Annotated in this window: 22 protein-coding genes; 5 read left to right on the top strand and 17 right to left on the bottom strand. The window is 72.5% G+C overall.

Going from position 1 to position 25,680, the window contains the following annotated elements; translation table 11 throughout:
• Nucleotides 1-51: 51 nt before the first annotated feature.
• The 9 genes from ACIRJT_RS30435 to ACIRJT_RS30395 all read right to left on the bottom strand — a co-directional run bounded on the left by ACIRJT_RS30435 (nucleotide 52) and on the right by ACIRJT_RS30395 (nucleotide 10,105).
• The gene (locus tag ACIRJT_RS30435) at nucleotides 52-1,350 is read right to left on the bottom strand and encodes a LuxR C-terminal-related transcriptional regulator (protein WP_403915366.1); all 1,299 of its coding nucleotides are present in this window, start codon (nucleotides 1,348-1,350) and stop codon (nucleotides 52-54) included.
• A 61-nt stretch (nucleotides 1,351-1,411) separates the two neighbouring features.
• Entirely contained in the window at nucleotides 1,412-3,154 is a 1,743-nt protein-coding gene (paaN, locus tag ACIRJT_RS30430) for a phenylacetic acid degradation protein PaaN (protein WP_403915364.1), read from the bottom strand.
• Nucleotides 3,155-3,325: 171 nt separating this feature from the next.
• Nucleotides 3,326-3,883 (bottom strand): TetR/AcrR family transcriptional regulator, encoded by a 558-nt coding sequence (locus ACIRJT_RS30425; RefSeq protein WP_403915362.1) that lies wholly within the window; start codon nucleotides 3,881-3,883, stop codon nucleotides 3,326-3,328.
• An 80-nt stretch (nucleotides 3,884-3,963) separates the two neighbouring features.
• Nucleotides 3,964-5,214, bottom strand: coding sequence for an MFS transporter (locus ACIRJT_RS30420; protein WP_403915359.1), 1,251 nt, complete (start codon nucleotides 5,212-5,214; stop codon nucleotides 3,964-3,966).
• Between the two features lie 275 nt (nucleotides 5,215-5,489).
• The gene (locus ACIRJT_RS30415; protein ID WP_003971159.1) at nucleotides 5,490-5,990 is read right to left on the bottom strand and encodes a hypothetical protein; all 501 of its coding nucleotides are present in this window, start codon (nucleotides 5,988-5,990) and stop codon (nucleotides 5,490-5,492) included.
• 92 nt (nucleotides 5,991-6,082) lie between these two features.
• A complete protein-coding gene (locus ACIRJT_RS30410; RefSeq protein ID WP_403915356.1) occupies nucleotides 6,083-7,249 on the bottom strand; it encodes a thiolase domain-containing protein in 1,167 nt (388 codons plus the stop codon).
• The gene (locus tag ACIRJT_RS30405) at nucleotides 7,242-8,294 is read right to left on the bottom strand and encodes a thiolase domain-containing protein (protein WP_403915354.1); all 1,053 of its coding nucleotides are present in this window, start codon (nucleotides 8,292-8,294) and stop codon (nucleotides 7,242-7,244) included. Before ACIRJT_RS30405 ends, ACIRJT_RS30410 begins: the two co-directional genes overlap by 8 nt.
• Nucleotides 8,295-9,251, bottom strand: a complete 957-nt coding sequence (locus tag ACIRJT_RS30400; protein WP_403915352.1) for a Zn-ribbon domain-containing OB-fold protein — start codon at nucleotides 9,249-9,251, stop codon at nucleotides 8,295-8,297.
• A 53-nt stretch (nucleotides 9,252-9,304) separates the two neighbouring features.
• Nucleotides 9,305-10,105, bottom strand: a complete 801-nt coding sequence (locus ACIRJT_RS30395) for a crotonase/enoyl-CoA hydratase family protein (RefSeq protein WP_403915349.1) — start codon at nucleotides 10,103-10,105, stop codon at nucleotides 9,305-9,307.
• A 167-nt stretch (nucleotides 10,106-10,272) separates the two neighbouring features.
• On the opposite strand from ACIRJT_RS30395, the gene ACIRJT_RS30390 reads away from it, so the two are divergent.
• Complete coding sequence (locus ACIRJT_RS30390; RefSeq protein WP_403915346.1) at nucleotides 10,273-11,907, top strand: acyl-CoA synthetase; 1,635 nt, start codon at nucleotides 10,273-10,275, stop codon at nucleotides 11,905-11,907.
• A gap of 377 nt (nucleotides 11,908-12,284) precedes the next feature.
• On the opposite strand, the gene ACIRJT_RS30385 is transcribed toward ACIRJT_RS30390, so the two are convergent.
• The gene (locus ACIRJT_RS30385) at nucleotides 12,285-12,524 is read right to left on the bottom strand and encodes a hypothetical protein (RefSeq protein ID WP_403915343.1); all 240 of its coding nucleotides are present in this window, start codon (nucleotides 12,522-12,524) and stop codon (nucleotides 12,285-12,287) included.
• Nucleotides 12,525-12,984: 460 nt separating this feature from the next.
• Here ACIRJT_RS30385 and ACIRJT_RS30380 point away from each other — a divergent pair, with 460 nt between their 5' ends.
• Genes ACIRJT_RS30380 through ACIRJT_RS30365 form a run of 4 tightly spaced genes read left to right on the top strand, consistent with a single transcriptional unit; the run spans nucleotide 12,985 to nucleotide 17,814 of the window.
• Nucleotides 12,985-14,259 carry a polyprenyl synthetase family protein gene (locus tag ACIRJT_RS30380; protein WP_403915341.1) on the top strand — a complete coding sequence of 425 codons (1,275 nt, stop codon included), beginning with the start codon at nucleotides 12,985-12,987 and terminating at the stop codon, nucleotides 14,257-14,259.
• Nucleotides 14,256-15,779, top strand: a complete 1,524-nt coding sequence (locus ACIRJT_RS30375) for a phytoene desaturase (protein WP_403915339.1) — start codon at nucleotides 14,256-14,258, stop codon at nucleotides 15,777-15,779. The genes ACIRJT_RS30380 and ACIRJT_RS30375 overlap by 4 nt, the downstream gene beginning before the upstream one ends.
• Nucleotides 15,776-16,801: a phytoene/squalene synthase family protein gene (locus ACIRJT_RS30370; protein WP_403915337.1), complete on the top strand. Its 1,026-nt coding sequence runs from the start codon at nucleotides 15,776-15,778 to the stop codon at nucleotides 16,799-16,801. The genes ACIRJT_RS30375 and ACIRJT_RS30370 overlap by 4 nt, the downstream gene beginning before the upstream one ends.
• Nucleotides 16,798-17,814 carry a DUF5914 domain-containing protein gene (locus ACIRJT_RS30365; RefSeq protein ID WP_403915335.1) on the top strand — a complete coding sequence of 339 codons (1,017 nt, stop codon included), beginning with the start codon at nucleotides 16,798-16,800 and terminating at the stop codon, nucleotides 17,812-17,814. The genes ACIRJT_RS30370 and ACIRJT_RS30365 overlap by 4 nt, the downstream gene beginning before the upstream one ends.
• Before the next feature lie 53 nt (nucleotides 17,815-17,867).
• Here ACIRJT_RS30365 and ACIRJT_RS30360 read toward each other — a convergent pair whose 3' ends face one another.
• The 7 genes from ACIRJT_RS30360 to ACIRJT_RS30330 all read right to left on the bottom strand — a co-directional run bounded on the left by ACIRJT_RS30360 (nucleotide 17,868) and on the right by ACIRJT_RS30330 (nucleotide 25,311).
• Entirely contained in the window at nucleotides 17,868-19,421 is a 1,554-nt protein-coding gene (locus tag ACIRJT_RS30360; protein WP_403915333.1) for an FAD-dependent oxidoreductase, read from the bottom strand.
• Entirely contained in the window at nucleotides 19,421-20,146 is a 726-nt protein-coding gene (locus tag ACIRJT_RS30355; protein ID WP_403915330.1) for a class I SAM-dependent methyltransferase, read from the bottom strand. The genes ACIRJT_RS30360 and ACIRJT_RS30355 overlap by 1 nt, the downstream gene beginning before the upstream one ends.
• Entirely contained in the window at nucleotides 20,143-21,384 is a 1,242-nt protein-coding gene (locus ACIRJT_RS30350) for a lycopene cyclase family protein (RefSeq protein ID WP_403915327.1), read from the bottom strand. The genes ACIRJT_RS30355 and ACIRJT_RS30350 overlap by 4 nt, the downstream gene beginning before the upstream one ends.
• Nucleotides 21,385-21,703: 319 nt before the next feature.
• On the bottom strand, nucleotides 21,704-22,210 hold the full coding sequence (locus ACIRJT_RS30345) for a MarR family winged helix-turn-helix transcriptional regulator (RefSeq protein WP_403915324.1): 507 nt from the start codon (nucleotides 22,208-22,210) through the stop codon (nucleotides 21,704-21,706).
• A gap of 49 nt (nucleotides 22,211-22,259) precedes the next feature.
• Nucleotides 22,260-22,670, bottom strand: a complete 411-nt coding sequence (locus tag ACIRJT_RS30340) for an STAS domain-containing protein (protein WP_403915321.1) — start codon at nucleotides 22,668-22,670, stop codon at nucleotides 22,260-22,262.
• Complete coding sequence (locus tag ACIRJT_RS30335; RefSeq protein WP_403915319.1) at nucleotides 22,667-23,761, bottom strand: B12-binding domain-containing protein; 1,095 nt, start codon at nucleotides 23,759-23,761, stop codon at nucleotides 22,667-22,669. Before ACIRJT_RS30335 ends, ACIRJT_RS30340 begins: the two co-directional genes overlap by 4 nt.
• Entirely contained in the window at nucleotides 23,758-25,311 is a 1,554-nt protein-coding gene (locus tag ACIRJT_RS30330; RefSeq protein WP_403915317.1) for a PP2C family protein-serine/threonine phosphatase, read from the bottom strand. The genes ACIRJT_RS30335 and ACIRJT_RS30330 overlap by 4 nt, the downstream gene beginning before the upstream one ends.
• Nucleotides 25,312-25,680: the final 369 nt, after the last annotated feature.

The following is a 25,680-nucleotide window of genomic DNA, read 5'->3' as shown; positions in this document are numbered from 1 at the left end:
CCGGCCGACCCGGCCGACCCGGCCCGGTCCGTCCGGACCGCCCGCCGGTGGTCATGAGCGGGCGTACTCCGTGCCGGGCCGGGAGGCCGGGGCGGTCTGGACGGCCTGGACGCGCTGTTCGACCGCGCGCAGCAGATCGATCCGCGACCGTACGCCGAAGCTGCTGAACAGCCTGCGCAGGTGGTAGTTGACGGTGTGCGGGGAGACGTCGAGACGGCGGGCGATCTGCTGGTTGGTCAGGCCCGCCCTGACCAACCGGACCACGGCCGCCTGCCGGTCGTTCAGCGGGATCCCCGCCGTCGCCTCCGGCCGGCCGGCCGGGGCGGCGGCCCCGGCCGGTACGGGAACGAGGGGACCGGCGGCACGTGCCGTGCGCAGCGCCTCCGCCTCCCGGCACAGCGCCCGCCGGAGTGCGGCCGGTACCGCCTCGGCCAGGATCTCCCGCGTCAGTTCGTTGCGGAACACCGTCCGCCCGCCGTCCCCCACCACCGCGCCCGTCGTGCACGCCTCCTCGCAGAGCGGGATCAGGGCGGAGGGTGCGGTGCGGAGCATCGGCGCGAGGATCTCGTAGTCCAGTTCCCGGCCCAGCACTGCGGCGACGCTGAGGAGTTGGCGGCAGTCGCGCGAGTAGCCGGCCATGGTCTCCTCGACCTGCCGGTGGAGCCGTTCGGGCAGCCGGGTGGCCGTGTGGTGGGCGAGCCCCGAGCCGGTCTCGACCGCGCCCTCCTCCTGGAGCCCGAGGAGCAGTTCCGACGTGAGCCGGGGGTGGCCGCCGGCCTTCTCGATCAGCTGTCGCAGCGGAGGCGACAGGGGCGCTCCGAGGGCTTCGGCGGCCAGGGCGGCGATGACGCCGGGGGCGAGCGGACCCAGAGTGAGGCGCTCCACGAGCCCACAGCGGGTGGAGAGGACGGCAGCCAGGCTCTCGCAGCCGCGCCCCGAGCGGTGGGCGACCACCCAGACGGTGGGCACGCCGTGCGGTCCGGAACCACGCCTCAGCAGGGCGTTCACCGCGTCCGAACCCAGGTGGTCCGCCTCGTCGACCAGGACGAGGACCGGCGTGCGGCGCATCCCCGGTCGGCCGATCCGGCCGGGGCGGCCGGGGCCGGTCCCTCTGCCGCGGACCAGGGACGGCAGTTGGCGGCGTACGCGGGTCTCGCCGGGGACGTGGAAGCCCAGCCGGGCCGCCTCCTGGGCGCAGGCCCGCAGCAGGCGTGTCTTGCCGGTCCCCGGTGGTCCCTCGACGACCAGGAGCGCACAACCGCCGCGCGACGCGTGGTCGAGCACACGGCGGACCCGGGACAGTTCGTCGTCCCGTCCCCTGAACGGCAGGTCGAGCGGGGCACGTAACACGTGGGGCCTCTCTCTCTGATCACTTCCCTGTGCCCGCCGCACAGGTGGGCGTGCGGACCGGTCACACACGGCGGCGGACCGCGACCGTGCGGAACCGGCGTGCCACGAACGCGCCGTCGCAGAACGCGTGGTCGGACGCCGGGTTGGCTCCGGTGCCGTGCAGGTCGGAGTAGACGGCGCTCTGGGTCAGATACCAGTCGCCGGTCATGTTGAGGGAGAGCATGACCCCGGCGTCCGCGCAGGCGTGGGCGACCGCGTGCTCCACGTCCTCGGAGAGCGTCCAGGCCCCGGCGGAGAGCGATCCGGCGATGCGGGCGGTGTCGAGCAGTAGGTCGACGCCGTCGTCGGCGGAGTCGACGGCAACGGTGAAGAAGACCGGGCCGGGGTGGGCGTGTGCCAGGGTGGCCCGGTCCTCCGGCCGGGCCGCGTCCAGCGCGACGAGGGTCGGGGTGCGCACGGTGGCCCGGGGGTGGTGGGGGTGGAGCACCGCGCGGCCGGCCAGGACGACCGGGCCGAAAGCGCCGGCGTCGGCCCGCTCCGCAGACTCCGCCGCCTCGGGTCCGCAGAGCGCCCCGAGCACGTCGCAGGCGTGGGCGTCGCGGCTGAGGAGCCGGGTGACGGCGGCGGCGAGGTCGGCGACGACCTCCAGGTAGCCCTTGCGCCCCCGGTCGGTACGGATACCGGCCCGGGGGATCAGGATGTTCTGGGGGCTGGTGCAGAGCTGGCCGCTGTAGAGGGCGAGGGAGAAGGCGAGGTTGTCGAGCATGGCCGCGTAGTGCTCGGTGGATTCGATCAGCACGGTGTTGACGGCGGTGGTGGAGGTGAAGACCTCGGCCTGGCGCGCGTTGTCCCGCAGCCACCGGCCGAACGCGGTGGTGCCGGTGAAGTCGACGATCCGTATCTCCGGGCGGACGGCGAGCCTCCGGGCGAGCCCTTCCTCCGGGTGCTCGACGGCCAGCGCGACGAGGTCGGAGGCGAAGCCCGCCTCCGCGAGGACGTCCCGGGCGACGGCGACGGTCAGGGCGAGCGGGAGGACGGCGGCGGGGTGGGGCTTGACGATGATCGGGTTGCCGGTGGCGAGCGAGGCGAAGAGACCGGCGTAACCGCTCCAGGCGGGAAAGATCCGGTTGCCGATGAGCAGTGCGGTGCCCCGGCCCGAGGGGGTGAACGTCTTCTCCATGACGCAGGGTTCGCCGGAGGCCAGGGGCTTGCTCCAGAGCACCTGCGCGGGCAGCCGGTCCTGTTCGGTGTACGCGGCGGCCACCGCCTCCAGACCGCGGTCCTGGGCGTGTACGGCTCCGGCGTGGAAGGCCATCACGGGCCCGTGCCCGCTGGTGTGCATGGCGGCGTGGGCGAACTCGGCGGAGCGGGCGTTGATACGGGCGAGGATCTCCAGGCAGACCGCCGCCCGGATCAGCGCCCCGGCCTGCCGCCAGTCGGCGGCGGCCGCCTCCGCGCACGCGAGTAGCGTATCGGGGTCGCTGTGCGGGTAGCTGATGCCGAGGGCGAAGCCGTACGGGGAGATCTCGCCGCCCTCGGCGGGTGCGGGGCCCACGGTGCCGTCCCGGCCGGGTTGTTCGAGGGGGAAGGGCCGGTCCAGCAAGGCGCGGAACGCCCGCTCCCCCGCGGCCTCGGCCTCCGCGCCGCAGGCGCCCGGGTCCTCGGGATAGGGCGACCAGTGGACACGGGTGCGCAGGGTCTTGACCGCACGCTCCAGCGTGGGCCGGTGCGCGTCGACCAGGATCTGCCGGGTGGCGTCGGTCGCGCCCGCGGGGAAGGAGTCCTGCACGGGGATGGGGTTCACACGAGCTCCTTGGATCGGTCCGGGAAAGCACTTCGGAGGGTCTTCGTCGTCCCGCCCGGCGGACATGCCGGGTTCGGGCAGGCCGAGTCGCCGGGGACACGGGGCAGACCGGGGAGGAGGAGGGAAGGGCGGGGTGATGGACCAGCGGTAGGGCGACCGGAGTCCACGCGGTCAGAGCAGAACGTGGCGCAGTACGGCCTCGAACTCGGCCGCCGTCGGCGGGGTGTCGGTCAGCAGCCCCTGGAGGAGCAGGCCGTCGATGACGCCCTTGAAGACCTGTACCCGGACCGGATCCTTGGTGTAGCGGTGGGCGTACCCGGCGATGGCGTCCAGCCAGTGCCCGGTCGAGGTGCGCAGCTCCGGCCGGCGGGCGGCGAGGAGGTAGAGCTCGTACTCGGCGAGCAGGCGGCCGGGGCCCGACACGACGTCCCGGAGCAGATCGGCGAGGGCGGTCAGGCCCTCTGGGCTGCCGTCGGCCTTTTCCGCCAGGAGTCGCATCCGTTCGGCGTCCTGGTCCATACAGACGGTGAGCGCGGCGGTGAGCAGGTCGTCGATGCTCTTGAAGTAGTAGGCGGCGGCGGTGGCGGGCTGGTTGGCCTCGCGCGCCACCGCCCGGTGGCTGACGCCGGCGACGCCCTCGCGGGCCACCACCTGGAGGGTGGCCTCGATGAGTTCCTGCCGCCGGAGCTCGCCCTTGAGCAGGCGTCCATCGGTCTGCGGTGTGTGCATCGTGCCCTCCGGGCGTCGTGGTCGGGGCGGGGCGGGAGCGGCGGGCCGGCCCCCTTCGCCGCGGCTGCTGGGCCCGGCGGCTACAGGGCGGACTTCGCGTGTCCCTCGTCCGCCGGTTGGTCCGCGGGCACTTCGGCCCGCTCCCGCAGGCCGCGGTCGAGTGGCCGTTGGGCGATCAGCGCCAGCAGCACCGTCGCGCCGCCCGCGGCGATGGCGACGGCGAAGCCGCCGGAGGGACCGAAGCGGTCGACCATACTGCCCGACACCGAGGCTCCGAGCGCGACGCCGACGCTGAGGCCGGTGATCGCCCAGGTCATTCCCTCGGTGAGGACGGCGGGCGGCACCGTCTTCTCCACCAGTCCCATCACCACGATCATGGTAGGCGCGAAGAAGATGCCGGAGAAGAAGACGGCCGCCGAGAGCGTGGCGATGTTGCCGACGAGCAGCAGCGGCAGCGTCGTCAGGGCGGTGCCGGCCGTGCTCAGCAGGAGTAGCCGGGGCAGCGGTGTGGTGAGCCTGAGTGCGCCGAAGACCAGCCCGGCGCCGGCCGAGCCGACCGCGTAGACGGAGAGCACGATGCCCGCGCTGGCCGGGGAACCCTGGTCCTCCGCGAACGCGACGCTGACCACGTCCACGGTGCCGACGATCGTGCCGCCCGCGACAAGGGTGAGGGCCAGCAGGACGAGCGGTCCACCGCGCAGCGCCGAGACGCTCTGGGTGCCGTCGGTGGCCGGCTGGATCACCGGCGGTTCGGTGCGCCTCTGCGGGACGAACATGAGGACGCCGAGGGTGAGCAGCACCACCGCAACCAGGGGCCCGGCCTCCGGGAAGAGCGCGGTGCTCAGCGCGACCGAGAGCGCGGGTCCCACGACGAAGGTGAGCTCGTCGACGACCGATTCCAGGGAGTAGGCGGTGTGCAGCCGGTCGGAGCCGCGGTAGACGTGGGTCCACCGGGCGCGGACCATCGCGGCCATGTTGGGCATCGTCCCGGCCACCACGGCGCTGACGAACAGCGTCCAGACGGGAGCGTCGTACCGCGCGCAGAGAAGCAGCACGCCCATGGCGATGACGCTGACTCCGGTGGCGGGCAGGAGGACCTTGCTCTGCCCCCGGCGGTCGACCACGCGGGAGATCTGGGGGCCGCAGAGGGCCATGGAGAGGGTGAAGGCGGCGGAGACGGCTCCTGCCAGGCCGTACTCCCCTCTCATCTGGGACAGCATCGTGATGATCCCGATGCCGGCCATCGAGAGAGGCATCCGGGCGACGAAGCCCGCGGCGGAGAAGGCTACGGAGCCCGGCGCCTTGAAGAGGGCGCCGTAGGGGTTGGCCATGGGGATGGACCTCCGGACGGGAAGAAGAAGAATATGAACGACCGTTACACATTGAACGGTCGTTACATTTTCTCACCGTAGCCGGTCCCCCGCCATCCGTGTCAACGCGCATTTCCGGTCGCGTTCAGGGCGGGAATCAGCCGCACAGGGGTCGCGCGGGCAGGGGAACGGGCGCGGGCACGAGCATGCGAACGGCACGGGCGCGGGCGTGCGCAGGGAAGCGGGCATGGAAAAGGCCGCCCGGACGCTTCCGGACGGCCTTGCGCAGGGACGTTTCAGCCCTGCTGGAACAGCTCTGCGGGCAGGGGCTTGAGCAGGGTGTACAGGTCGTCGGTGATCGGCCGGTCCCAGCTGGCGATGGTCACCAGGACACCGTCGCTGCGGTCGAACTGGACGCAGGCGATACGGCTCTCGGAGAGCTTCACACGGCGGACGATCAGCAGATTGTCGCCCTGCATGACGGGGACGTCCTCGGAGCTGACGACCTCGATCGGCTCGTCGTTCTCCAGGGCGAGGAGCAGTTGCGCCACCTCGAAGGGGACCTGGCCCTCCTCGGTCTCGCGGGCGGGCGAGCCTTCCGGAAGATTGCCGATGATCATGGCCGGGCCCCGGCCGCCGTACAGGTCGTAACGGAGGAAGACGCCCTGACAGCTGCCGTCGGGGGCGGGGAGCAGACCGGCGCCGAGGTTGCCGGGCCAGTCCCCGGGATCCATGGCCAGGACGTCGAAGTCCGGGCCCGCAGGTGTTGCGGCGCTACGGCGGCGGAGGAAGGACATGCCGCCCATGTTACGTGTCCCGGCTCACGTTGCGGAGCCGGGCCCGGGCCCCGCGGGACCGGGCCCCGCGGGACCGGGCCCACCGCTCCCCCTCAGCCGGGCGGGGGCTCCGCTCCGACGAGCCACATGGCGAAGAACTGCGCCCCTCCGCCGTAGGCGTGGCCGAGCGCCCTCGAGGCCCCGTCGATCTGGTGCTCCCCGGCCCTCCCCCGCACCTGGAGGGCCGCCTCGGCGAAGCGGATCATGCCGGACGCGCCGATGGGATTGGTGGACAGCACACCGCCCGAAGGATTGACCGGGAGGTCTCCGTCAAGTTCGGTGACGCCCGCCTCGGTGAGCTTCCAGCCCTCGCCCTCCTCGGCGAAGCCCAGGTTCTCCAGCCACATCGGCTCGTACCAGGAGAACGGCACGTACATCTCGACGGCGTCGATCTCCCGGCGCGGGTCGGTGATCCGGGCCTGCCGGTAGACGTCGGCGGCACAGTCCTTGCCGGCCTGCGGGGAGACGAAGTCCTTGCCCGCGAAGAGGGTCGGCTCGCTGCGCATCGCCCCGCCGTGCACCCAGGCGGGCGGGTGGGGCGAGCGGACCGCGCCGTCGCGGTCGGTGAGGACCATGGCGCAGGCCCCGTCGGATGAGGGGCAGGTCTCGGAGTAGCGGATGGGGTCCCAGAGCATGGGGGCGGCCCGGACCTTCTCCAGAGTGATGTCGTGGTCGTGGAGGTGCGCGTAGGGGTTCTTCAGCGCGTTGCGGCGGTCCTTGTACGCGACGAGCGATCCGACCTCGTCGGGCGCTCCGGTGCGCCGCATGTAGGCCCGCACGTGCGGGGCGAAGAAGCCCCCCGCGCCGGCCAGCAGCGGCTGCTGGAAGGGGACGGGCAGGGAGAGGCCCCACATGGCGTTGGACTCGGACTGCTTCTCGAAGGCGAGGGTGAGGACGGTGCTGTGCACGCGGGCGGCGACGAGGTTCGCGGCGACCAGGGCGGTGGAGCCGCCGACCGAGCCCGCCGTGTGGACGCGGAGCATGGGCTTGCCGACGGCTCCGAGAGCGTCGGCGAGGTAGAGCTCCGGCATCATGACGCCCTCGAAGAAGTCGGGCGCCTTGCCGATCACGACGGCGTCGATGTCGCTCCAGGTGAGCCCGGCGTCCTCCAGCGCCCGGACGGCGGCCTCGCGGACCAGCCCGGCGATGGACACGTCGTGCCGGGCGGCGACGTGTTTGGTCTGGCCGATGCCGACGACGGCGACGGGCTCCTTAGGCATGAGCGGTCTCCCCTTCCAGGACGGCGACCAGGTTCTGTTGCAGGCAGGGGCCGGAGGTGGCGTGCGCGAGCGCCCGGTCGGACTCGCCCCGGTGGATGCGGGCGGCGGCCTCGCCGAGCCGGATCAGCCCGGCGGCCATCACGGGGTTGGCGGCGAGCGCACCGCCGGAGGGGTTCACCCGGACGTCGTCGCCGAGCCGGAGCGCCCGGCGCAGGACGACTTCCTGCGAGGTGAAAGGGGCGTGCAACTCGGCGGTGTCGAGAGGCCGTTCGAAGGCTCCGGCGCGCTCGGCGGCGAGCCGTGCGGAGGGGCTGTCGGTGAGGTCGCGGACGCCGAGGCCGTGCGCCTCGATCCGGTGGTCGATGCCCCGGATCCAGGCGGGCCGCGTGCACAGGGCACGGGCGGTGTCCCCGGCGGCGAGGACCACGGCGGCGGCCCCGTCTCCGATGGGTGGGCAGTCGCCGGTGCGCAGCGGCCGGACGAGGTAGTCGCCCGCGGGGACGTCGCCGGTGAGCTGGGCGTGCGGGTTGCCGGCGGCGGCGGTGCGGTTGCGGGCGGCGACCGCGGCGAGGGCCGGTTCGTCGGTGGCGCCCGCGTCGATGAGTGCCTGCGCCTGGAGGGCGGCGAGCGCGACGGAGTCCGGCCAGAGCGGGGCGAGGTAGTAGGGGTCGAGCTGGCGGGTGAGGACGTCGCGGACCCGGCCGGGCGAGGACTTGCCGTAGGAGTAGACGAGCGCGGTGTCCGCCTCGCCGGTCTGGATCTTCGCCCAGGCCTCGTACAGCGCCCAGGCCCCGTCCATCTCGACGTGGGACTCGGAGATGGGCGGATGCGCGCCGACGCCGTCGAGCGCCATGGTGAAGGAGAAGGCCCGCCCGGCGAGGTAGTCGGCGGAGCCGGAGCAGGTGAACCCGATCTCGTTGGCCTTGAGGCCGGTCGCGCCGAGCACCTCGTGGAGGACCGGCATCAGCAGGTCGACCTCGGACAGTTCGTCGGTGCGCCGCCGGTGCGCGGTCTGGGCGAAGGCGACGATGGCCACGTCCCGCATCTACACCAGCTCCTTGTACGTGTCGTAGTCGGCGTCGGGCTCCCCGGTGGGCCGGTAGTGGTCCGGGTGGCGGGACCCCTGGCCGCCGCCGACCCAGACGGGCTCGACGCGCAGCCCCATGCGCACCTCGTCGTACGGGATTCCGGCGATGCGTCCGTGCAGGGCCAGGTCGGCGCCGTCGAGAGCGATGTGGGCGTATACGTACGGGACTTCGATGTCGAGGTTCTTCGCTTTGATGTTGACGATGCAGAACGTGGTGACCGTGCCGCGCGGGCCGACCTCGACCTGCTCGGCGGTGGCGACCCCGCAGGTGGGACAGGCTCCGCGCGGCGGGACGTAGACCTTGCGGCAGGCGGGGCAGCGTTCGCCGACTATGCGGTGGTCTTCGAGGGCGGTGAGGTAGGCGCCCTGGGCGCGGCCCGGGGTGTGGACGTAGTCGAGGCGGGCCGGGGTGACGATGCCGGTGACGGGGTCGGTGAACTCCCCGGTGTGCGGCGCGGGTTCGAAGCCGCCGGGCTCGCCGTCGTACGGCTCGAAGCAGGCGATGTCGGTGATGGCTCCGGTGCGCTTCGCCGCCCAGCGGATGCGGACGCGCATCCCGGTGCGCACGGCGTCCGGGCCCGGCGCGTCGAGTGCGTGCAGGAGCGCGGTGCCGGCCCCGTCGAGGCGGACGAGCACCCAGGCGAAGGGGGTGAGAAGCGGCTGGTCGCGGCGCGGGTCCGGGTTCCAGGCCCAGGTGGTCACGGTGCCGGTGGGGGCGACCTCGACGAGGTCGCTGATCTCGTTCGCGGTGACGGGGTCGTACTCCACGGGCGGCACGAGCACCGTGCCGTCCTCCGTGCGGACGCCGAGTACGGTGCGTTCGCGCAGACCGGTGAGGAAGGCGCTCTGGACGGGGCCGAGCGAGCGGGTGAAGGGGAATTCGACCACCAGCGGGGCGCTGAGGACGTCGGACATGGCTGCTGCCTCCTTGTGGGAGCGCCGAGGACGGGGAGCGGGATGCCCGGCGCTCAGGCGCGCCGGTAGACGGGCGGGCGCTTCTCCGCGAAGGCGCGCGCGCCCTCCTTGGCGTCCTCGGTGGCGAACACGGGCCAGCCGCGCTTGAGTTCGGCGGCCAGCGCCTCGCTCTCGGTGAGCTCCGCGCCCTCGTAGACCGAGGCCTTGACGGCCTCGACGGCGAGCGGCCCGCAGGCGTTGATCCGTTCGGCGACGGCGAGGGCCTCCTCCAGCGCCGTTCCGTCGGGCACGACCCTGCCGATCAACCCGATGGCGGCGGCCTCCTCGGCGGTGTACGGGCGGCCGGTGAGGAGCATTTCGAGGGCGTGGGTGCGGGGGATCTGGCGGGGCAGCCGGACGGTGGAGCCGCCGATCGGGAAGAGGCCCCGGCGGACCTCGAAGAGCCCGAAGGTGGCTCCCGCGCCGGCGACACGGATGTCGGTGCCCTGGAGGATCTCGGTGCCGCCCGCGACGCAGGCGCCCTCCACGGCGGCGATCACCGGTTTGCGCGGGCGGTGGTGGCGCAGCATCGCCTTCCAGTGGAGGTCGGGGTCTGCCGTCATCCGCTCCCGGTACTCCTCGCCCTCCATTCCGCCGCCCGCCAGCGCCTTGAGGTCCATACCGGCGCAGAACGCGCCGCCCGCGCCGGTCAGGACGACGGATCGGACCGTGTCGTCCGCGTCGGCCGCGAGCCAAGCGTCGTACAGGCCGACGAGCATCGGCAGCGACAACGCGTTCCTGGCCTGTGGTCTGTTCAAGGTGAGCACCAGCGTGGCGCCTTCACGCCGCACGGTGAGGTGTTCCGTACCGCCCATGACCGACTCCTGTTCTCCAGACCTGGAACAGGTTGCAGGAGGAGGGGGCGCAGTTCAATAGTTTTCTGACTACTCGTCAGATTGTTTCGACGCCACCTCTTCCCACTTGTGCCGCCCGGCGCTCTAATGACGGCCGAGTCGCCAGTCACCCTGGGTCAGGAGGAACGGTGGAGTACAACCTTGCCGACCTGTTCGAATCGGTCGTCGACGCGGTGCCCGGCCGCGAGGCGCTCCTGTACGTCGACCATCCCGGTACGGGCGCGGAGCGGCGGCTCACGTACGCGGAGCTGGACGCCGCCGCCAACCGGATCGCCCACCACCTGATCGACGCGGGGATCCGGCCGGGCGAGCACCTGGGGCTGCACCTCTACAACGGGGTCGAATACCTCCAGACGGTGCTGGCGGCCCTCAAGGCGCGGATCGTTCCGGTGAACGTCAACTACCGTTATGTAGAAGGGGAGTTGGTCTACCTCTACCGGGACGCGGACCTGGCGGCACTGGTCTTCGACGGCGAGTTCGACGAGCGGGTCGCGGCGGCCGCCCCGCAGGCCCCGGGCCTGCGCAGGCTGATCCGGGTGGGGCCCGCACCCGCAGTTCCCCCGGCCGCGACCCCGGCCGTACCGGTCGTTCCGTTCACCGAGGCGGAGGCGTCGGGTGCGGCCGGGCGCGGTTTCCCACCCCGCTCCGCCGACGACCAGTTCATCATCTACACCGGCGGCACGACCGGGATGCCGAAGGGCGTGATGTGGCGTCAGGAGGACCTCTTCTTCTCGGGCCTGGGCGGCGGAGCCCCGACCGGAGAGCCGGTGAAGGCACCGCGGGAGCTGGCGGAGCGGGTCGCCGCGGGCGGCGACGGGATCACCTTCTTCCCCACCCCGCCGCTGATGCACGGGACTTCCACACTGACCGCGTTCATCGGCTTCAACTTCGGCCAACGTGTGGTCGTGCACCGAAAGTTCGTGCCCGCCGAGGTACTGAGGACGATCGAGAAGGAGAAGGTCACCAGTGTGTCGCTGGTGGGCGACGCGATGCTGCGCCCGCTGATCGACTGCCTGAAGGGGCCCTCGCGCGGGACGGACTGCTCGTCGCTGTTCTCCGTCTCCAGCTCCGGGGCGATCATGTCGGACTCGGTGCGGGCGGAGTTCCAGGCACTCGTGCCGACCGTGATGCTGCTGAACAACTTCGGCTCCTCGGAGTCCGGGTTCAACGGCACGGCCACCGCGGACTCGGGGCCGGAGAAGGGCTTCCGGGTGCAGGTCAACGCCCGTACTGCCGTGGTCGATCCGGTGACGTACGAGCCGGTGGCCCCCGGTGAGCCGGGCCGCATCGCCCAGCGCGGGCATGTCCCGCTCGGCTACTACAACGACCCGGCCAAGACCGCCGACACCTTCTTCCGCAGGGGCGAGGAGCGGTGGGTGCTGCTGGGCGACATGGCGACCGTGGACGCGGACGGCATCGTCACCGTGCTCGGCCGGGGCTCCCAGTGCATCAACACCGGGGGCGAGAAGGTGTATCCGGAGGAGGTCGAGCAGGCGCTCAAGGCCCATCCGGACGTGTACGACGCGCTCGTCGCGGGCGTACCGGACGAGCGCTGGGGCAACCGGGTCGCCGCCGTGGTCCAACTGCGCGAGGATGCCCAGGCGTTGACCCTGGAGGGGATACAGGCGCACTGCCGGACCCGGCTCGCCGGCTACAAGGTGCCCCGCGCGCTGGTGCTCGCCGACCGGATCCGGCGCTCGCCGAGCGGCAAGGCGGACTACCGGTGGGCGAAAGCGGTGGCGGCGGGGGCCGAGCGGGGGTGAGGGCCCGCCCGGGCATCGCTCGGAGCCGAGGGGTCGCACCGCAAGAACGCCGGGCGCTGATCGCCACCACCGCGCCGTCGGTCTTCGGTCGCCGGTCGCCGGTCGTCGGTCGTCGAGGGCAGAGCGGCCGGCGATCCACGGACTGGTGAGCGTCGGGACGCCCCACGCCGCCCGGGGCCGCCGGCGACCAGCTCCCGCGTGCGGCGGGGATCTCATCCGCCCCGTCCTCGCCCTTGCGGACCGCGCGCCGGGGCGCGTCCTGCGCGGCCCCGGCGTCTTTTGACGCGAAAGGGCACGGGTGAGGGACCGTCCCTCTTGGGGAGCGGACCCTCACCCGTGTCCAAAACAGCCGCGGCCGGGTGTGCCCGGCCGAGGGGTCAGCGGACGAAGTAGCCGCGCTCCGCGTCGAAGTAGGCCTTCTGGCCCTTGATGTAGGTGATCCCGTACGGGCCGCCGAGGTTGCGGTACTCGCCGCTTGCCCAGCCACCCTCGATCCCCGCGTGGCCGCCGCCGGCCGGACCGTCCCAGCCGTTCGTTCCCTGCGCGGAAGCCGGTCCCGCGGCGACGAACCCGGCCGCGGCGACGGCCGCCAGCGTGATCGCGATACGACGAATCATGGCCACTCTCCTTCATGTCATCGGTAGGTGCAGTGCGACCAGGCTGGCCGATGAAACAACCTTTGGCATATGCGGCTCGCGGGCGTCCCGCCAAGGAGAACCTGTTCGGCCGCAGCCGTGGATCTCCCCGTCGTGGGCGTCCTCCTCCCGGGCCCACAGGACGCTCGCCCACGTTGTCGAGCGCCGGGATGGAACGGCGGGCAGAGAGGCGCCGCCGCCGGGGCCGGCCGGTGTATGCCCGTTCACGTGGGCCATACGGGCGTGGTGACCGCCGTCATGACGTGTCCGGGGTGTTTCTCCACCGGGAGTGCGCGGCCGACGTGATCGTCTCTGAGTCAGTGCCTGCCTTCGCGCGGCGCGAACCTTCGATCGGCAGTGCACGAAGGCAGGCGATCGGGGCACGCGCCCGGGCGGAGTGTCGAGTCGTTCGTCATCACCACTGATCTCGGAAAGGCGTGAGATGGGCCGTCGCCAGCCTACGAAACACTCGTTCGGCGATTCTTCGCGCCCGGCCCACCAGACGGGCAAAAGCCGCCACCCCACCCCGTCGCACGAGGACGCCCGGGGCGTGGACTCGGACGTGGTCGATGCGGTCCTGCGCACCGCACGGGCGGTGCTGGCGGACCGGATCGACGAGGCGGTGCGGAGCGACGCCTCGTTCTCCGAGGAGTTGGCACGGCGGGTCGCCGACTTCACGCTGGAGGGCGGCAAGCGGATGCGGCCCCGCCTCCTGTGGTGGGGCATGCGTTCCTGCGGTGCGGCGGAGACCGTGGCCGCGCTGCGGCTCGGGGTGGCGCTGGAGCTGATCCAGAGCTGCGCGCTGATCCATGACGATGTGATGGACCGCTCGCGGCTCCGGCGGGGGAAGCCCGCCGTGCACATCGGTCTGGCAGAGCGTGCCGGTCTCTCGCCGGACTCCGAGCGGGGTTGCGTCTTCGGCACCTCGGCTGCCGTGCTGGCGGGTGATCTCGCACTGGTCTGGGCCGATGACACGGTGGCGGAGACCGTGCTGTCCACCGTCCAGCGCCGTCGGATCGGCGCCCTGTGGCGGGCCATGCGGACCGAGATGGTCGCCGGGCAGTACCTGGATCTGCGTGGCCAGGTCAGCGGTGGGTCATCAGTGGAGCAAGCCTTGCGGACCGCCTGTCTCAAGAGTGCTTCGTACTCCGTCGAGCGGCCGCTGGCGATCGGAGCCGCCCTGGCGGGCGCCGATGAGCCGACCACCGACGCTCTGCGCTCCGCCGGTCGGTGTGCCGGCATCGCCTTTCAGCTGCGGGACGATCTGCTCGGGGTCTTCGGCGACCCGGCGCTGACCGGGAAGCCCTCCGGAGACGATATCCGCGAGGGCAAGTCGACCTACCTGCTGGCTGTCGGCCGGAGGTGGGCCGAAGCGGCGGGCGACGAACAGGCGCTGGCCGTCCTCGGCCGCGTCACCGGCAACGCCGATCTCACCGAGGAGGATCTCGCGGACGTACGCGGCGTGCTCGAGGTGACGGGGGCGCGCGCCCATGTGGAGCGGAAGGCGGAGCGCCTCCACGACCACGCAGTACGCCGTCTGGGCCAGGCCGTCGACGTGGACGCGCACGGCGGCCGCCAGCTGCTCGGTCTGCTGCGCGCGGTCTCCGGAGAGCGGACCGGCCACTCCCCCACCGGCGGTGAGACGCACGCCAGCGGCACCGGGGCGGCAGGTGCCTCCCCGGTCCTGATCGCGACCGAAGGAGGTCATACCGGGTGATCACGGTCAAGGGGCCGGTCGACCATGTGGTGGTGGTCGGTGCCGGACTGGCAGGACTGGCCGCCTCGCTGCACCTGCTGGGCGCGGGCCGCCGCGTGACGGTGGTCGAGCAGGAGGGCGTGCCCGGGGGCCGGGCCGGGCTACTGCGGTCGGGGGGCTTCCGTATCGACACCGGGCCGACCGTGCTGACGATGCCGGACCTGGTGGAGGAGGCCTTCGCCGCGGTCGGGGAGCGGATGGCCGACCGGCTGGAGCTGATCGCGCTGGACCCCGCCTACCGGGCCCGGTTCGCCGACGGGTCCCAGCTCGACGTGCACACCGACGGTGCCGCGATGGAGGCCGCCGTCGAGGAGTTCGCGGGGGCCCGGCAGGCGGTCGGCTACCGGCGGCTGCGGATCTGGCTGGAGCGCCTCTACCGGGTGCAGATGCGCCGTTTCATCGACACCAACTTCGACTCACCGCTCCAGCTCGCCCATCCTGACCTGGCCCGCCTCGCGGCGCTCGGCGGTTTCGGCCGGCTCGACGCGCGGATCGCGCACTTCGTCCCGGACGAACGGCTGCGCAGGGTCTTCTCCTTCCAAGCGCTGTACGCGGGCGTGCCGCCGGCACGGGCGCTGGCCGCGTACGCGGTGATCGCCTACATGGACACGGTGGCCGGTGTGTACTTCCCCCGGGGCGGCATGCACGCGTTGCCCCGGGCGATGGCGGACGCGGCCGCCGACGCCGGAGCCCGTCTCCGCTACGGACAGAGGGTGACCCGGCTGGAGCGCTCGGGCGACCGGGTCACCGCTGTCGTCACCGACCAGGAGCACATTCCGTGCGACGCGGTCGTCCTGACCCCCGACCTCCCCATCAGCTACCGTCTGCTCGGCCGCAGCCCGCATCGGCCCCTGCCCCTGCGGCACTCGCCGTCCGCGGTGATCCTGCACGCGGGCACGGATCGCACCTGGCCGGACCTGGCGCACCACACCATCTCCTTCGGCGCGGCCTGGAAGAGCACCTTCCACGAACTCACCCGCACCGGGAAGCTGATGTCGGACCCCTCGCTCCTCATCACCCGGCCCACCGCGACCGACCCCTCTCTCGCACCGCCGGGCAAGCACCTCCACTACGTGCTGGCTCCCTGCCCGAACACCGAGGTCGGGCCCGGCGTACGGGAATGGCGTGAGCTGGGACCCCGCTACCGGGACGAGCTGCTGGCGGAGCTGGAGCGCCGCGAGATGCCCGGTCTCGGCGCGGCGATCGAGGAGGAGGGGCTGGTCACGCCGGTCGACTGGACCGCTCGGGGGCATGCGGCGGGCACCCCCTTCTCCGTGGCCCACACCTTCCCCCAGACCGGCCCCTTCCGGCCGCGCAACCTGGTGCGGGGCACGGTCAACGCCGTCCTCGCCGGCTGCGGCACCACGCCCGGCGTCGGCGTGCCGACCGTGCTGATCTCCGGGAAGCTGGCGGCGGAGAGGATCACCGGCCCCCGTATCACCCGGACCCCGCGCCCTGCCCCGAGAGGTTCCAGCGCATGACCGACCACGAACTCGACGCAGCAGGCATCCACGACCCCGCGCTACGGGCCGCGTACACCCGCTGCCGCGGCCTCAACGCACGACACGGCAAGACCTACTTCCTCGCGACGCGGCTCCTTCCCGTCGGCCGGAGGCCGGCCGTCCACGCCCTGTACGGCTTCGCCCGCCGGGCCGACGACATCGTCGATGATCTCGACACCACAGCCACACCGGGGGAGCGCGCCCGCGCCCTGCTCGCCCTGGAAGCCCAGCTGGAGGCAGGGTTGCGGGAGAGCCGGGCCGCCGAGCCGGTGATCCGTGCCCTGGCCGACACGGCGGGCCGGTACGACATCGACCATCGGCACTTCACCGACTTCCTGTCCTCCATGCGCAGCGACCTGACGGTCGGCGGGTACGCCTCGTACGAGGAACTAGGCCGGTACATGCACGGCTCGGCCGCGGTGATCGGCCTTCAGATGCTGCCGGTGCTCGGGACCGTGGTGGCGCGCGAGGAAGCGGCACCGCACGCGGCCGCGCTCGGTGTCGCCTTCCAGCTGACCAACTTCCTGCGGGACGTGGGCGAGGACCTCGACCGGGGCCGGCTCTATCTGCCGGCCGATCTGCTGGCCGCGCACGGGGTGGACCGGGAACGCTTCGAGTGGAGCCGGAGTACGGGGCTGCCGGACAGCCGGATCACCGATGTCGTGCGGGCCGCCGCGGCTCACAACCGCGCCGTCTACCGGGCCGCCCTGCCCGGCATCGCGATGCTCGCCCCGGTGTCGCGGCCCTGCATCCGTACGGCGTTCGTGCTGTACAGCGGCATCCTCGACGCGATCGAGGCGGACGGGTACGCGGTCCTGCACCGCCGGGCGGTCGTCCCGCGCCGACGACGGGCCGCCGTGGCGCTGGACGGGCTGGTGCGGGCGGTCGCCGTACGCACGGTGCGTCGGCGCCGAGCGGACTCGGCGGTCGGGTCCGCCGAGCCGTCCCGGCCGGCGCGGCCGGCCGGCGCCCCGGCCCCCGTGCGGGAGGACGCCGTATGAGCCCCGCGGCAGGACGCCCACGATCCGGCCGTGTCCCCTTGCGGGTACGGCGCGCGCCCGTCCCGTGGGAGCGTCAGGCGCCCACGTGGCGCGAAGCCAGGCCCGCGCTCATCGCGGAGGCACTGAAGCGTGCGCAGAGCAGGCCTTCGGGCAATTGGTACGTCATCGGCGCCTCGCGCGACCTTCCCCCGGGGAAGGCCCTGGGGGCCACGGTCGGCTCCACCGAAGTGGTGGCGTGGCGCGACGGCGGGGGAAGGCTGCGCACCGGCCCGGGTGCCTGCCCGCATCTGGGGGCGCCGCTGCGCGACAGCCCCGTACGCTGCGGCACGCTGGTCTGTCACTGGCACGGACTCGCGCTGAACGGCGGGCCGTTCGCCGGATGGGAGCCCTACCCCGCCTTCGACGACGGGGTCCTTCTCTGGGTGCGGCTCGACCGCATGGGGGGCGAGTCCCCTTCGGAACGTCCCTGCGTACCCGCCCGGCCGGGGGCGCGGGACGCCGTGGAGGCGGTCTACTCCGGCGTGGGCCGCTGCGAGCCGGAGGACGTGGTGGCCAACCGCCTGGATCCGTGGCACGGCGCGTGGTTCCACCCGTACTCCTTCGTGGACCTGACGGTGACGGGAACGCCCGCCGACGGCCCGGCGGACGACGACGGGTTCACCGTCGACGTCTCCTTCAAGCTGGCCGGGCGACTGGTGGTGCCGGTCCGGGCCCGCTTCACGGCGCCCGAGCCCCGTACGGTCGTCATGCACATCGTCGAGGGCGAGGGCGCGGGGTCCGTCGTGGAGACCCACGCCACGCCCCTCGCTCCGGACGAGCGGGGCAAGCCCCGCACCGCCGTGACGGAGGCGCTGATCGCGGCGTCGGACCGTCGTGGATTCGCCGTGGCCCGGGCGGCCGCTCCGTTGCTGCGCCCTCTGATGCGCGCCACGGCCGGCCGGTTGTGGCGGGACGACCTGGCGTACGCGGAGAGGCGCTGGGAACTCCGCGACAGCGGGACGTTCCCGGGCTGACGAGCGGCCCCTTTCGTGAAGCTCCACACGGCCCTCCGTCAGTCGGCCCTCCGTCAGTCGGCCAGCGCGGCGAGCCGGCGCAGGACGGCCGACCGTCCCGCGCGCGGGACCGTCCAGAGCGTCTGCCCCCGTACGCCCCAGCGTTCCAGCAGGGCGTTCGCGGCGAGGAATCCGCTGGTGGCCGCGCGTTCCATCAGGGCCACGGGCAGTTCGGTGCGGACCATGTCCCCGGCCACGGTGACGGTGGGGCCGGGGCCGCGCACGCCGGGCCGGTCCCGGTAGCCGCCCACGGCGAACATGGGGCAGTCCGCCCGCCATTCATGGCGCTCGTCCAGGATGCGGGCGCTCCGGGTCTCCGGATAGATCCGGTGCAGTTGTCTCAGCGCCTCGTCCTGTACGGCGGAACGGTCGGCGTCCGGTGCGACGGCGTACGCGTGCAGCTCGACGACCGATCCCCTCGTGCGCCGGGCCCATCGGGCGGCCTCTCCCTCCCAGCGGTCGAGGACGCTCACGTTGTCCAGCGGACCGTAGCCGCTGGTTCCCAGGAACCCGGGCCGGTCGTGCGCCACGGGCCGGTCGAGCCAGAGCCGTGAGACCAGGAACGGCGGGGCGGTGCGCAACCGTGCGATCCGTGCGCGCCAGTCGGTGTCGCCCAACTCGGGGGAGGCGGCGACGAGGCGGCGCAGGCCGCCGCTGTCCAGGGCGAGGACGAGGGCGTCGTACCGGGTGGTGCGGTCGTCCGTGGTGAGGTCCAGCCCGCCGTCCGGCAGGGGACGAACCTGTCGGAGCGGTGTCTGTGTCCGTACGTCGACGCCGTGGACCTCCAGGTAGCGGCGCAGCGGTTCCCACAGGGCTGTGGGGAACGGTTCGCCGGGCACGTCGAAGAGCAGGCCCTCGCTGGAGCCGAGGAAGTAGATGTGGAACATCAGAGCCAGTTCGGCGGCCGACAGTTCACGCGGGTCGGCGAAGAAGCTGCGGGAGAAGACCTCGAACGCCAGGTGGTGGGCGGCTTCCGGGAAGCGGATGCGGTGGAGGAAGTCGGTGGCGCTGAGCCCGTCGAGCCGTTCGTAGACCTCGGGCACCCGCACGTCCAGCAGCCCGACAGCCGCCCTCGGGTTCATCCGGATCAGGTCCCGCGGACCGAATGCGGGGCTGAGCGCGACGAACCCCATCGCGCTGAGCGGAGGCGTGCGCGGCACCCGGGCGAAGCTGTCCCGCAGGCCGGAGCTGTGCCACAGCGGATAGTCGGGCAGCCGGGTCAGGCAACCGAGGTCCGGGTCGACCCGCCGCAGAAGTCCGCGCAGGTTGTAGTACTGCCGGAAGAACGCGTGGAACCCGCGGCTCATCGTCACCGTGGTGCCGTCGGTGAGCTCGGTGGGCCACCCCGACAACCTTCCGCCCAGGCCTGGTTCGCGCTCGTAGAGGGTGACGCGTACGCCGCGTTCCGCCAGGAGGGTGGCCGCCGCGATCCCTGCGATGCCGCCGCCGACGACCGCCACCACGGGAGCGTTCCCCGTGAATCGGGCGCGGCCGGCCGGTGCCGGCACGACTGCCGCCTGCCGGTCCCGGCCGCGCCGGTGCCCCCTGCCGCTGTGCTGCTGGAACATCACGCCCGTACCTCCGGGACCGCGGTGCGACCGACGAAGGTGTGGGTGATGCCGGTCTGCCAGCCGGGCAGCGGGAGGACGTGTACGTCGGCGAAGCCGGCCCGGCGCAACCGTTGGGCGAATGCGGGAGCCGTGTCGAACCGGGCGACACTGTCCCGGAGGTGTCGGTACAGGTCGGCGTCCCCTGCTAGCCGGCCGGCGGGCTGGATGATCAGCGAGCAGACCGCGCTCCACACCGCACGGTGGACGGGGGACCCGCCGAGCGTGTACTCGTGGACGGCGAGGCGGCCGCCCGGTACGAGCAGGCCGCGCACCAGGTCGAGGGCCGCGTCGGGGTCGGTGAGGTTGCGGAAGAGGTAACCGGCGAACACCGCGTCGAAGGAACCGGCTTCCAGCCGGCCGGCCAGTTCCTCGACCGGGAGATGCGCGAAGTCGACGCCCTGCGGCCAGTTCTTGGCCGTCGCGCGGTCCAGCATGCCGGCGGAGGCGTCGACTCCGGTGATCCGGGCGCCCGGGGCGGCAGCGAGGAGCGCGGCCGTGGAAGCGCCCGTTCCGCATCCCAGGTCGAGCACGCGCAGCCCGCTTCCCTCCTCCGGCAGGCCCAGTCGGCGTGCGAAGCGGCGCAGGTGCGCGTGGTAGCCGGGGCTGGCGGAGACGAGGCGGTCGTAGACGGTGGAGCCGTGGTCGAAGGCCTCGGACAGCGCGTCACCGCGCAACAGGGTCATGGGGCGCTCTCTTCGTGGGCGGTCGGTGCGGGGGGAAACGGAGCCGCTGAGCGTTCACGCCGGGTCCTGAAGGGGAGTTCGAGGACAGTCCGCAGCATGGGGACCATCGGTGTCCGCAGGCCGATGAGCAGGTCCTCGTGCAGCTGCGAACCGCCGTCCATGAAGCTCAGCAGCCGTTCGCCGGGAACGTGGCGGAAGAGCCGGCCGAAGAAGTCCGCACCGTCCACCCTGCCGCTGTCCAGGGCCCGCAGCAGCACGGCGTCCATCATCCGCGCCCGCCGCCCGTACGGGGCCGGCATGCGCAGGGGGCGTCCGGAGCGCAACTGATCGGCGACGGCCCGGCTCTGTCGCTGCACGGCCGCGAAGGTGTAGCCGGTCGACGGGCGGGTCGCGCCTCCGGCGGTGCCGATGCGATACACCGAACGCCCCGGCCTGTGCGGGAAGCGGCCGTCCGTCATGGGGATGACGCCGTGCTCCTGCGCCGTGACGTGATGCGGCCCGAGCCTCAACACGTCGTGGGTGTAGTGGCGCAGGGCTCGCCGGTAGCCGTCGGTGTCCAGCGGGGCAGGTGAGAACTCCGTGTACTCGACCAGCGCGGTGTGCGGGTCCAGCGGCAGGACGTAACCGAACGAGAGCCCACGAGCGGGCTGCGGCGTGCGGAAGTCCATCAGGTCCGCGGTCCCCGGATCGAACACGGGACGCTCGGTGCGGACGAACCAGCCGGTGAAATGCTGGAGCAGCGTCGTACGAGCGGGGGGCAGGCCAAGGGACGGCCGGGAGTCGAAGACGAGACGGCCCCGCACGAGGACCCGTTCACCGCACGCGGCCCGGGTCAGAACCTCGCCGCCGACGCCGTACGGGACGTCGCGCACGGCACTCGCGGTCGCCTCCATCCGGCACAGGTCCGGTGCACGGGACAACCGTTGGTCGACCAGTGCCTCGAAGGCGTCCGAGCACAGCATCTTGTAGCGCAGCCGCGGGAGGTGGGCCACGGTGGAGGCTCCGTCGGCCGCCCGGACCCGCAGCCGGGGCCAGGAAGCGGCCAGGCTCGCGTCGTAGGGCCCGCCCGGCGGCTCCCAGAAGCACCAGGTCCGCGGGGGCGCGCGCAGAGGCCCCGGCGGGGCGTCGACGAGGGCGACCGACAGAGGTACGTCGCTGCCCGGGGCGCAGAGGTGGTAGGCCAGGCTCATCCCGGCCGCGCCCGCGCCCACGATGACGACGTCGAAGTCGGCGGGCACGGCATTCCTCTCGGTCGGACAGACACGAACCCTCGCGGTGGGAGCGCAGCCGACGCCTTTCCCATCGAAACGCCGGGCGGGCGGGGTGCCAGGCGACCGTATCCCGCGGCGCCCTCTCCCACGCGGCATGCCCGGCCGCTCACACCTGAGTGGCGGTAAGGCCTGGCCCGGGGACGGCAGGCCTTCTTCACCCGCCCCGCCCTTTCACGGGCGATCGCGAGCGGCGTCGCCCTGTGCGGCTCGGCCGGGTGCCTGAATCCTCCGGCGTGGCGAGCTTCCGCGGGGGAGCACGGTCCCGAACGCCGCGGCATCCACCGGTTCAGGCCGCGGAGTGTCTGCCGGGTGGGTGGCGTCGCTGCCCTTGGGCGGTGTCGAGCTGTGTGTGAAGACCTGCGAGCCCATGGGCCAGGGCACGGCGTTCGGTCGGCGCCATGTTGTCGATGGCCTGATGGAGCATCGTGTCGCGTTGCTCGCGAATGCGTTGCAGGTGCCTTCTGCCGGTGGGGGTGAGTCGCAGCGTGATCTCGCGGCCGTTGTCGGGGCTGGGCAGGCGTTCGAGGAAGCCGATGGCCTGCAGGCGGTCGCACATGCGGGTCACGGTCGGGGCCGCGGAGGCGAGGCGTTCGCAGACGGTGCGCATCCGTATGCCGTCCTCGCGGTCGACGACGTACATCAAACGCAGCTGGGAGGTGGAGCCGGGCGCTGTCATGCCCGCGGTGGAGTTTCTGGCGTGATCCCACATCACGTCGAGGAATTCGATGATGAAGCTCGCGGATTCGGTTGCCTCCCGCCGGATTCCGCCGGCGGCTGCGTCTGGTGCGGTCATGGTTGCCCGTCGGTGTGTGCTTCTGCCCGGTGAACGGCCGGGAAGTGGCTCAGGTGGTGCCGTCCGGTCCGTTGGGGAAGGTCGCCGCAACGCTCTCCTCGGTCGTCGAGGACCTGACCGCGCCGCCGGGGGCCGGGGCCGTGAAGTGGTCAAGCGTACCGGTGAGTTGGAGGAGCCGGTCCAGCTTCGCGGGCCGGGCGTCCAGGTGCAGCCGGACCCCGGCCCCGGAGGTACGGCGGCTGATCATCAGCAGGGCGGACAGGCCCGTGGAATCGACGGTGCCGAGCTCCGCGCAGTGCAGACGCAGGTCCGTCAGGGCGGGCCGGGCCGCGAGCTGCGCGGTGACCTCGTCCAGAAGGAGGCCGGCGCTGTCGTAGTCGAGGTCTCCATGGACCTCTATACGGACGCTGCCCTCGGTGTCGAGCGTGGTCAGGCGCAGGTGCTGGGGGTGTGTCGTCATGCGATGTTCCAGGCGGCGGTGAAGGGGGCGGTGGTGAGGGAGCGCGTCCCGGCCCGGAGGATACGGGCGGCTCGGGGAAAGTCCTTGAGCTCACGGGCCAGCAGATCCAGGGCCGGGGGCAGACTGTGGGCGGGGACGCCCCGGGCCACGAGGATCTGCGCGGTCCAGGTGATGAACCGGGTGAAGAGTTCCTCGTCGTCGAGGTAGAGCGCGGTGGCGAGGAACTCCACGATGTGGGCGAGATCCTCCGCGGTGCGCTCGCGCTGGAGATCGTCGTAGGAGCGCATCGCGGAGAAGGCGTCCTCCAGTGCGGTGAAGACGCTCCGGACGAGAGAGGCACTGTTGCGGTCGACCATGGTGTATTCCTGGTCGGCCAGATGCGGCAGGTCGTCGAACCGCTGGTGGTCGGGCTCCGGCCGAGGCAGCCGCCCCCGGGCGAGGTGGTGGGCGGCGGTCCGGGCGTCGGGGGCCCAGGCGTCGGCGCCCAGCAGCTTCGCGTAGCGGCCCTCGGGGCCGAAGGCGGCGCCGCCGACGAGGACGGGGACGCCGATGGCCTGGCAGGCAGTGATCGCCGCGTGCGCGGTGGGCAGTCGGGTGGCGATCGAGCTGGAGAGCGCGACCGCGTCGGCCCGGGTGCCGTGGAGGTGGGCGATGAGGTGCGGGGTGGGGACCTGGGCGCCGAGGTAGTCGACCTGCCAGCCACGCAGTCTCAGGACTTCGGCCAGGAGCCGGGCGGGCAGCCCATGCCATTCGCCGTCCACACAGGCCACCGTGATCCGGCCCCCGGTGGCAGCGGCGCGGGCGGCGGGGTGCACGCTCACCGCGGCGACGGCCCGCTCGTTGATGGCGGTCGCGGCGTGCTCCTGGGCGACGCCGATCCGGGCGGCCGCCCACTCCTCACCGACTCTGGCCTGCACCCGGGCGATCACATCCAGCAGGACGCTCTCCGGATCGGTCCCGTCGTCGAGCAGGCCCGACACCAGCTCGGTGGCCGCGCGCTCGTCCGCGGCCGAGACCGCCTTCCACAGCAGTTCTGCCGAGTGTTCCGCGTGTTCGAGGCCGGCGAGGTACGGCGGCGTGCTGGTGCTCACCCGGTGAACCTGCCCCGGGTGCGCCCGTTCACCGCACTGAGATGGTGGGTGCGAGGGGCGGAGATCACGACGACGGCCATGTCGTCGTGGGAGCGGTTGCCGAGCCATTGGGCGGCCAGCATCTGCACGTGCTCCACGATCCCCTCGGCCGGCATGCCCGCGCACCCGGCGAGGACGCGTTTGAGGCGGTCCTCACCGAACAGGGCGTCGCCCATGGGCCCGCCCTTGGCTTCGGTGATGCCGTCGGTGTACAGGACGCAGGACTCCCCGGGGGCGAGGGATACCGCGGCGGTGCTCGCCGTGATGTCCGGGAGGGCTCCGATCAGGGTGCCGTTGGTGTCGGCCTCCTCGACGGTTCCGTCCGAGCGGATGATCAACGGGCTGGGGTGGCCGCCGCTGGTCAACTTGAGGTCCACCGTGTTGCCGCGGCGTACGGCGGAGGCCAGGACCAGAGTCGCGAACCGGGTGTGGTGGGAGTTGAGCAGCGCGGTGTTCAGCAGGCCGAGCATCCGTTGGTGGTCATCGGCCAGGGGCAGCAGGGCGTGCAACGTGTTGCGGATCTTGCCCGTCAGCACGGCGGCCTCCAGGCCTTTGCCGCACACGTCCCCGAGCGAGACCAGCGAAGCCTCGCCCTCGACGGCGGCGGGGTGGACGTCGTAGAAGTCCCCGCCGATACGCTCGTGGTCCGCGGAGGGCCGGTACCGGCCGGCGAAGTCCACTCCGGAGATGTGGTGCAGGGTCGGGGGCAGGAGCTCCTGCATGAGGACGTCGGTGATCGCGGTCTGCTCCGCGTAGAGGCGTGCGGCCGACATCGCCGCCCCGGCGCGGGCGGCGAACAGCCTGGCGAAGCCCTCTTCCTCGTCGCTGAAGGCGGCGTTCTCCGTCTTGCGCAGCAGGATCAGCGCCCCGGCCGCCACACCGTGCCCGGGCAGCGGGGTGATCACTATCGAGCCGACCGGCCCGAAGCCCTCGGGCACCATCCACGCGGGCGCGGTCGCCGGGTCGATCCACCGCGAGGGCACCGGCGGGAACCCTCGCAGCGCCTCCCCCAGGCCTGGCACGTCGTCAGGATCAACCGCCAGGGTGGACAGGACCGGGGGACCGCCGCGCAGACAGGTCACCACCGGCAGCCGGTGCCCACGAAGCGGCGCGATCGCCAGCGCCGCATCCGCGAGGCTCTCGGCGGCCAGCTGCGCGGTCACATCCATGCAGCGCCCCAGGTTGAGGGAGGAGAGCAGGACATTGGACGCCTTGGCCAGGAACGCGGTCCGCTCCCGCTCCACGTGCAGGGCTTCCCGGATGAGCTGGTGATCGGTGTCATCCACCAGCCACCACGCCACGGAGCCGTCCTTCCGCACGGTCGGGTGGGCCTCGAAACGACGGCTGCCGATCACACCACGCAGCGGCCCCGCGGTCTCCGGGACGGCGTGCGGGCCGGGGAGGGTCAGTGTGGCGTGCGCGGCACGGAGCCAGTCCGGAGCCACGTCCACCAGCGGTGTCCCGGGGGCCGCGGCGGGCAGAAGGCGGCCTGCCGCCTCATTGCACTGCACCACAGAACCCTCGACGTCAGCGATCAGGACGGGAGTCGGGGCCCCACCCCATGGAAGGTCGGACCCCGTGGCTGCGACTGTCTGCGCTTGAGTGGGTACCAAATGTCGAGGATCCGCTGAACGGATCCCTCACCTCATCAACTAGACGATTGCCTGAAGGCAACAATCTCTCATGGGGTCGCCGCCTGACAACCGCCCCCTCTCCCCGAGCGGGCTTCACACGGAGAAGGTTGCAGATCCTTCACCACAGGACCACATACCCGCCGCGGGGAGAGCTAGTCTTCTGAGTCAGGAATTCTGTTCAGATGTATAGGCTTGGTCTGTGGCGCGTACTGGGCGGCCGAAGGCCGAGTTGATCCTGTCCGACGA

Source organism: Streptomyces sp. NPDC102283 (genome assembly GCF_044766265.1).
Taxonomy (GTDB): Bacteria; Actinomycetota; Actinomycetes; order Streptomycetales; family Streptomycetaceae; genus Streptomyces.
Note: the sequence above shows the minus strand (reverse complement) of the source record. Positions and strands in the feature narration are given on the sequence as shown.

What these genes read in the sequence shown, in the direction of transcription:
- ACIRJT_RS30425 (WP_403915362.1), bottom strand. Translation starts at nt 3,883, where the DNA reads ATGCACACACCGCAGACCGATGGACGCCTGCTCAAGGGCGAGCTCCGG.
- ACIRJT_RS30420 (WP_403915359.1), bottom strand. Translation starts at nt 5,214, where the DNA reads ATGGCCAACCCCTACGGCGCCCTCTTCAAGGCGCCGGGCTCCGTAGCC.
- ACIRJT_RS30415 (WP_003971159.1), bottom strand. Translation starts at nt 5,990, where the DNA reads ATGTCCTTCCTCCGCCGCCGTAGCGCCGCAACACCTGCGGGCCCGGAC.
- ACIRJT_RS30410 (WP_403915356.1), bottom strand. Translation starts at nt 7,249, where the DNA reads ATGCCTAAGGAGCCCGTCGCCGTCGTCGGCATCGGCCAGACCAAACAC.
- ACIRJT_RS30405 (WP_403915354.1), bottom strand. Translation starts at nt 8,294, where the DNA reads ATGCGGGACGTGGCCATCGTCGCCTTCGCCCAGACCGCGCACCGGCGG.
- ACIRJT_RS30400 (WP_403915352.1), bottom strand. Translation starts at nt 9,251, where the DNA reads ATGTCCGACGTCCTCAGCGCCCCGCTGGTGGTCGAATTCCCCTTCACC.
- ACIRJT_RS30395 (WP_403915349.1), bottom strand. Translation starts at nt 10,105, where the DNA reads ATGGGCGGTACGGAACACCTCACCGTGCGGCGTGAAGGCGCCACGCTG.
- ACIRJT_RS30385 (WP_403915343.1), bottom strand. Translation starts at nt 12,524, where the DNA reads ATGATTCGTCGTATCGCGATCACGCTGGCGGCCGTCGCCGCGGCCGGG.
- ACIRJT_RS30380 (WP_403915341.1), top strand. Translation starts at nt 12,985, where the DNA reads ATGGGCCGTCGCCAGCCTACGAAACACTCGTTCGGCGATTCTTCGCGC.
- ACIRJT_RS30370 (WP_403915337.1), top strand. Translation starts at nt 15,776, where the DNA reads ATGACCGACCACGAACTCGACGCAGCAGGCATCCACGACCCCGCGCTA.
- ACIRJT_RS30365 (WP_403915335.1), top strand. Translation starts at nt 16,798, where the DNA reads ATGAGCCCCGCGGCAGGACGCCCACGATCCGGCCGTGTCCCCTTGCGG.
- ACIRJT_RS30360 (WP_403915333.1), bottom strand. Translation starts at nt 19,421, where the DNA reads ATGTTCCAGCAGCACAGCGGCAGGGGGCACCGGCGCGGCCGGGACCGG.
- ACIRJT_RS30355 (WP_403915330.1), bottom strand. Translation starts at nt 20,146, where the DNA reads ATGACCCTGTTGCGCGGTGACGCGCTGTCCGAGGCCTTCGACCACGGC.
- ACIRJT_RS30345 (WP_403915324.1), bottom strand. Translation starts at nt 22,210, where the DNA reads ATGACCGCACCAGACGCAGCCGCCGGCGGAATCCGGCGGGAGGCAACC.
- ACIRJT_RS30340 (WP_403915321.1), bottom strand. Translation starts at nt 22,670, where the DNA reads ATGACGACACACCCCCAGCACCTGCGCCTGACCACGCTCGACACCGAG.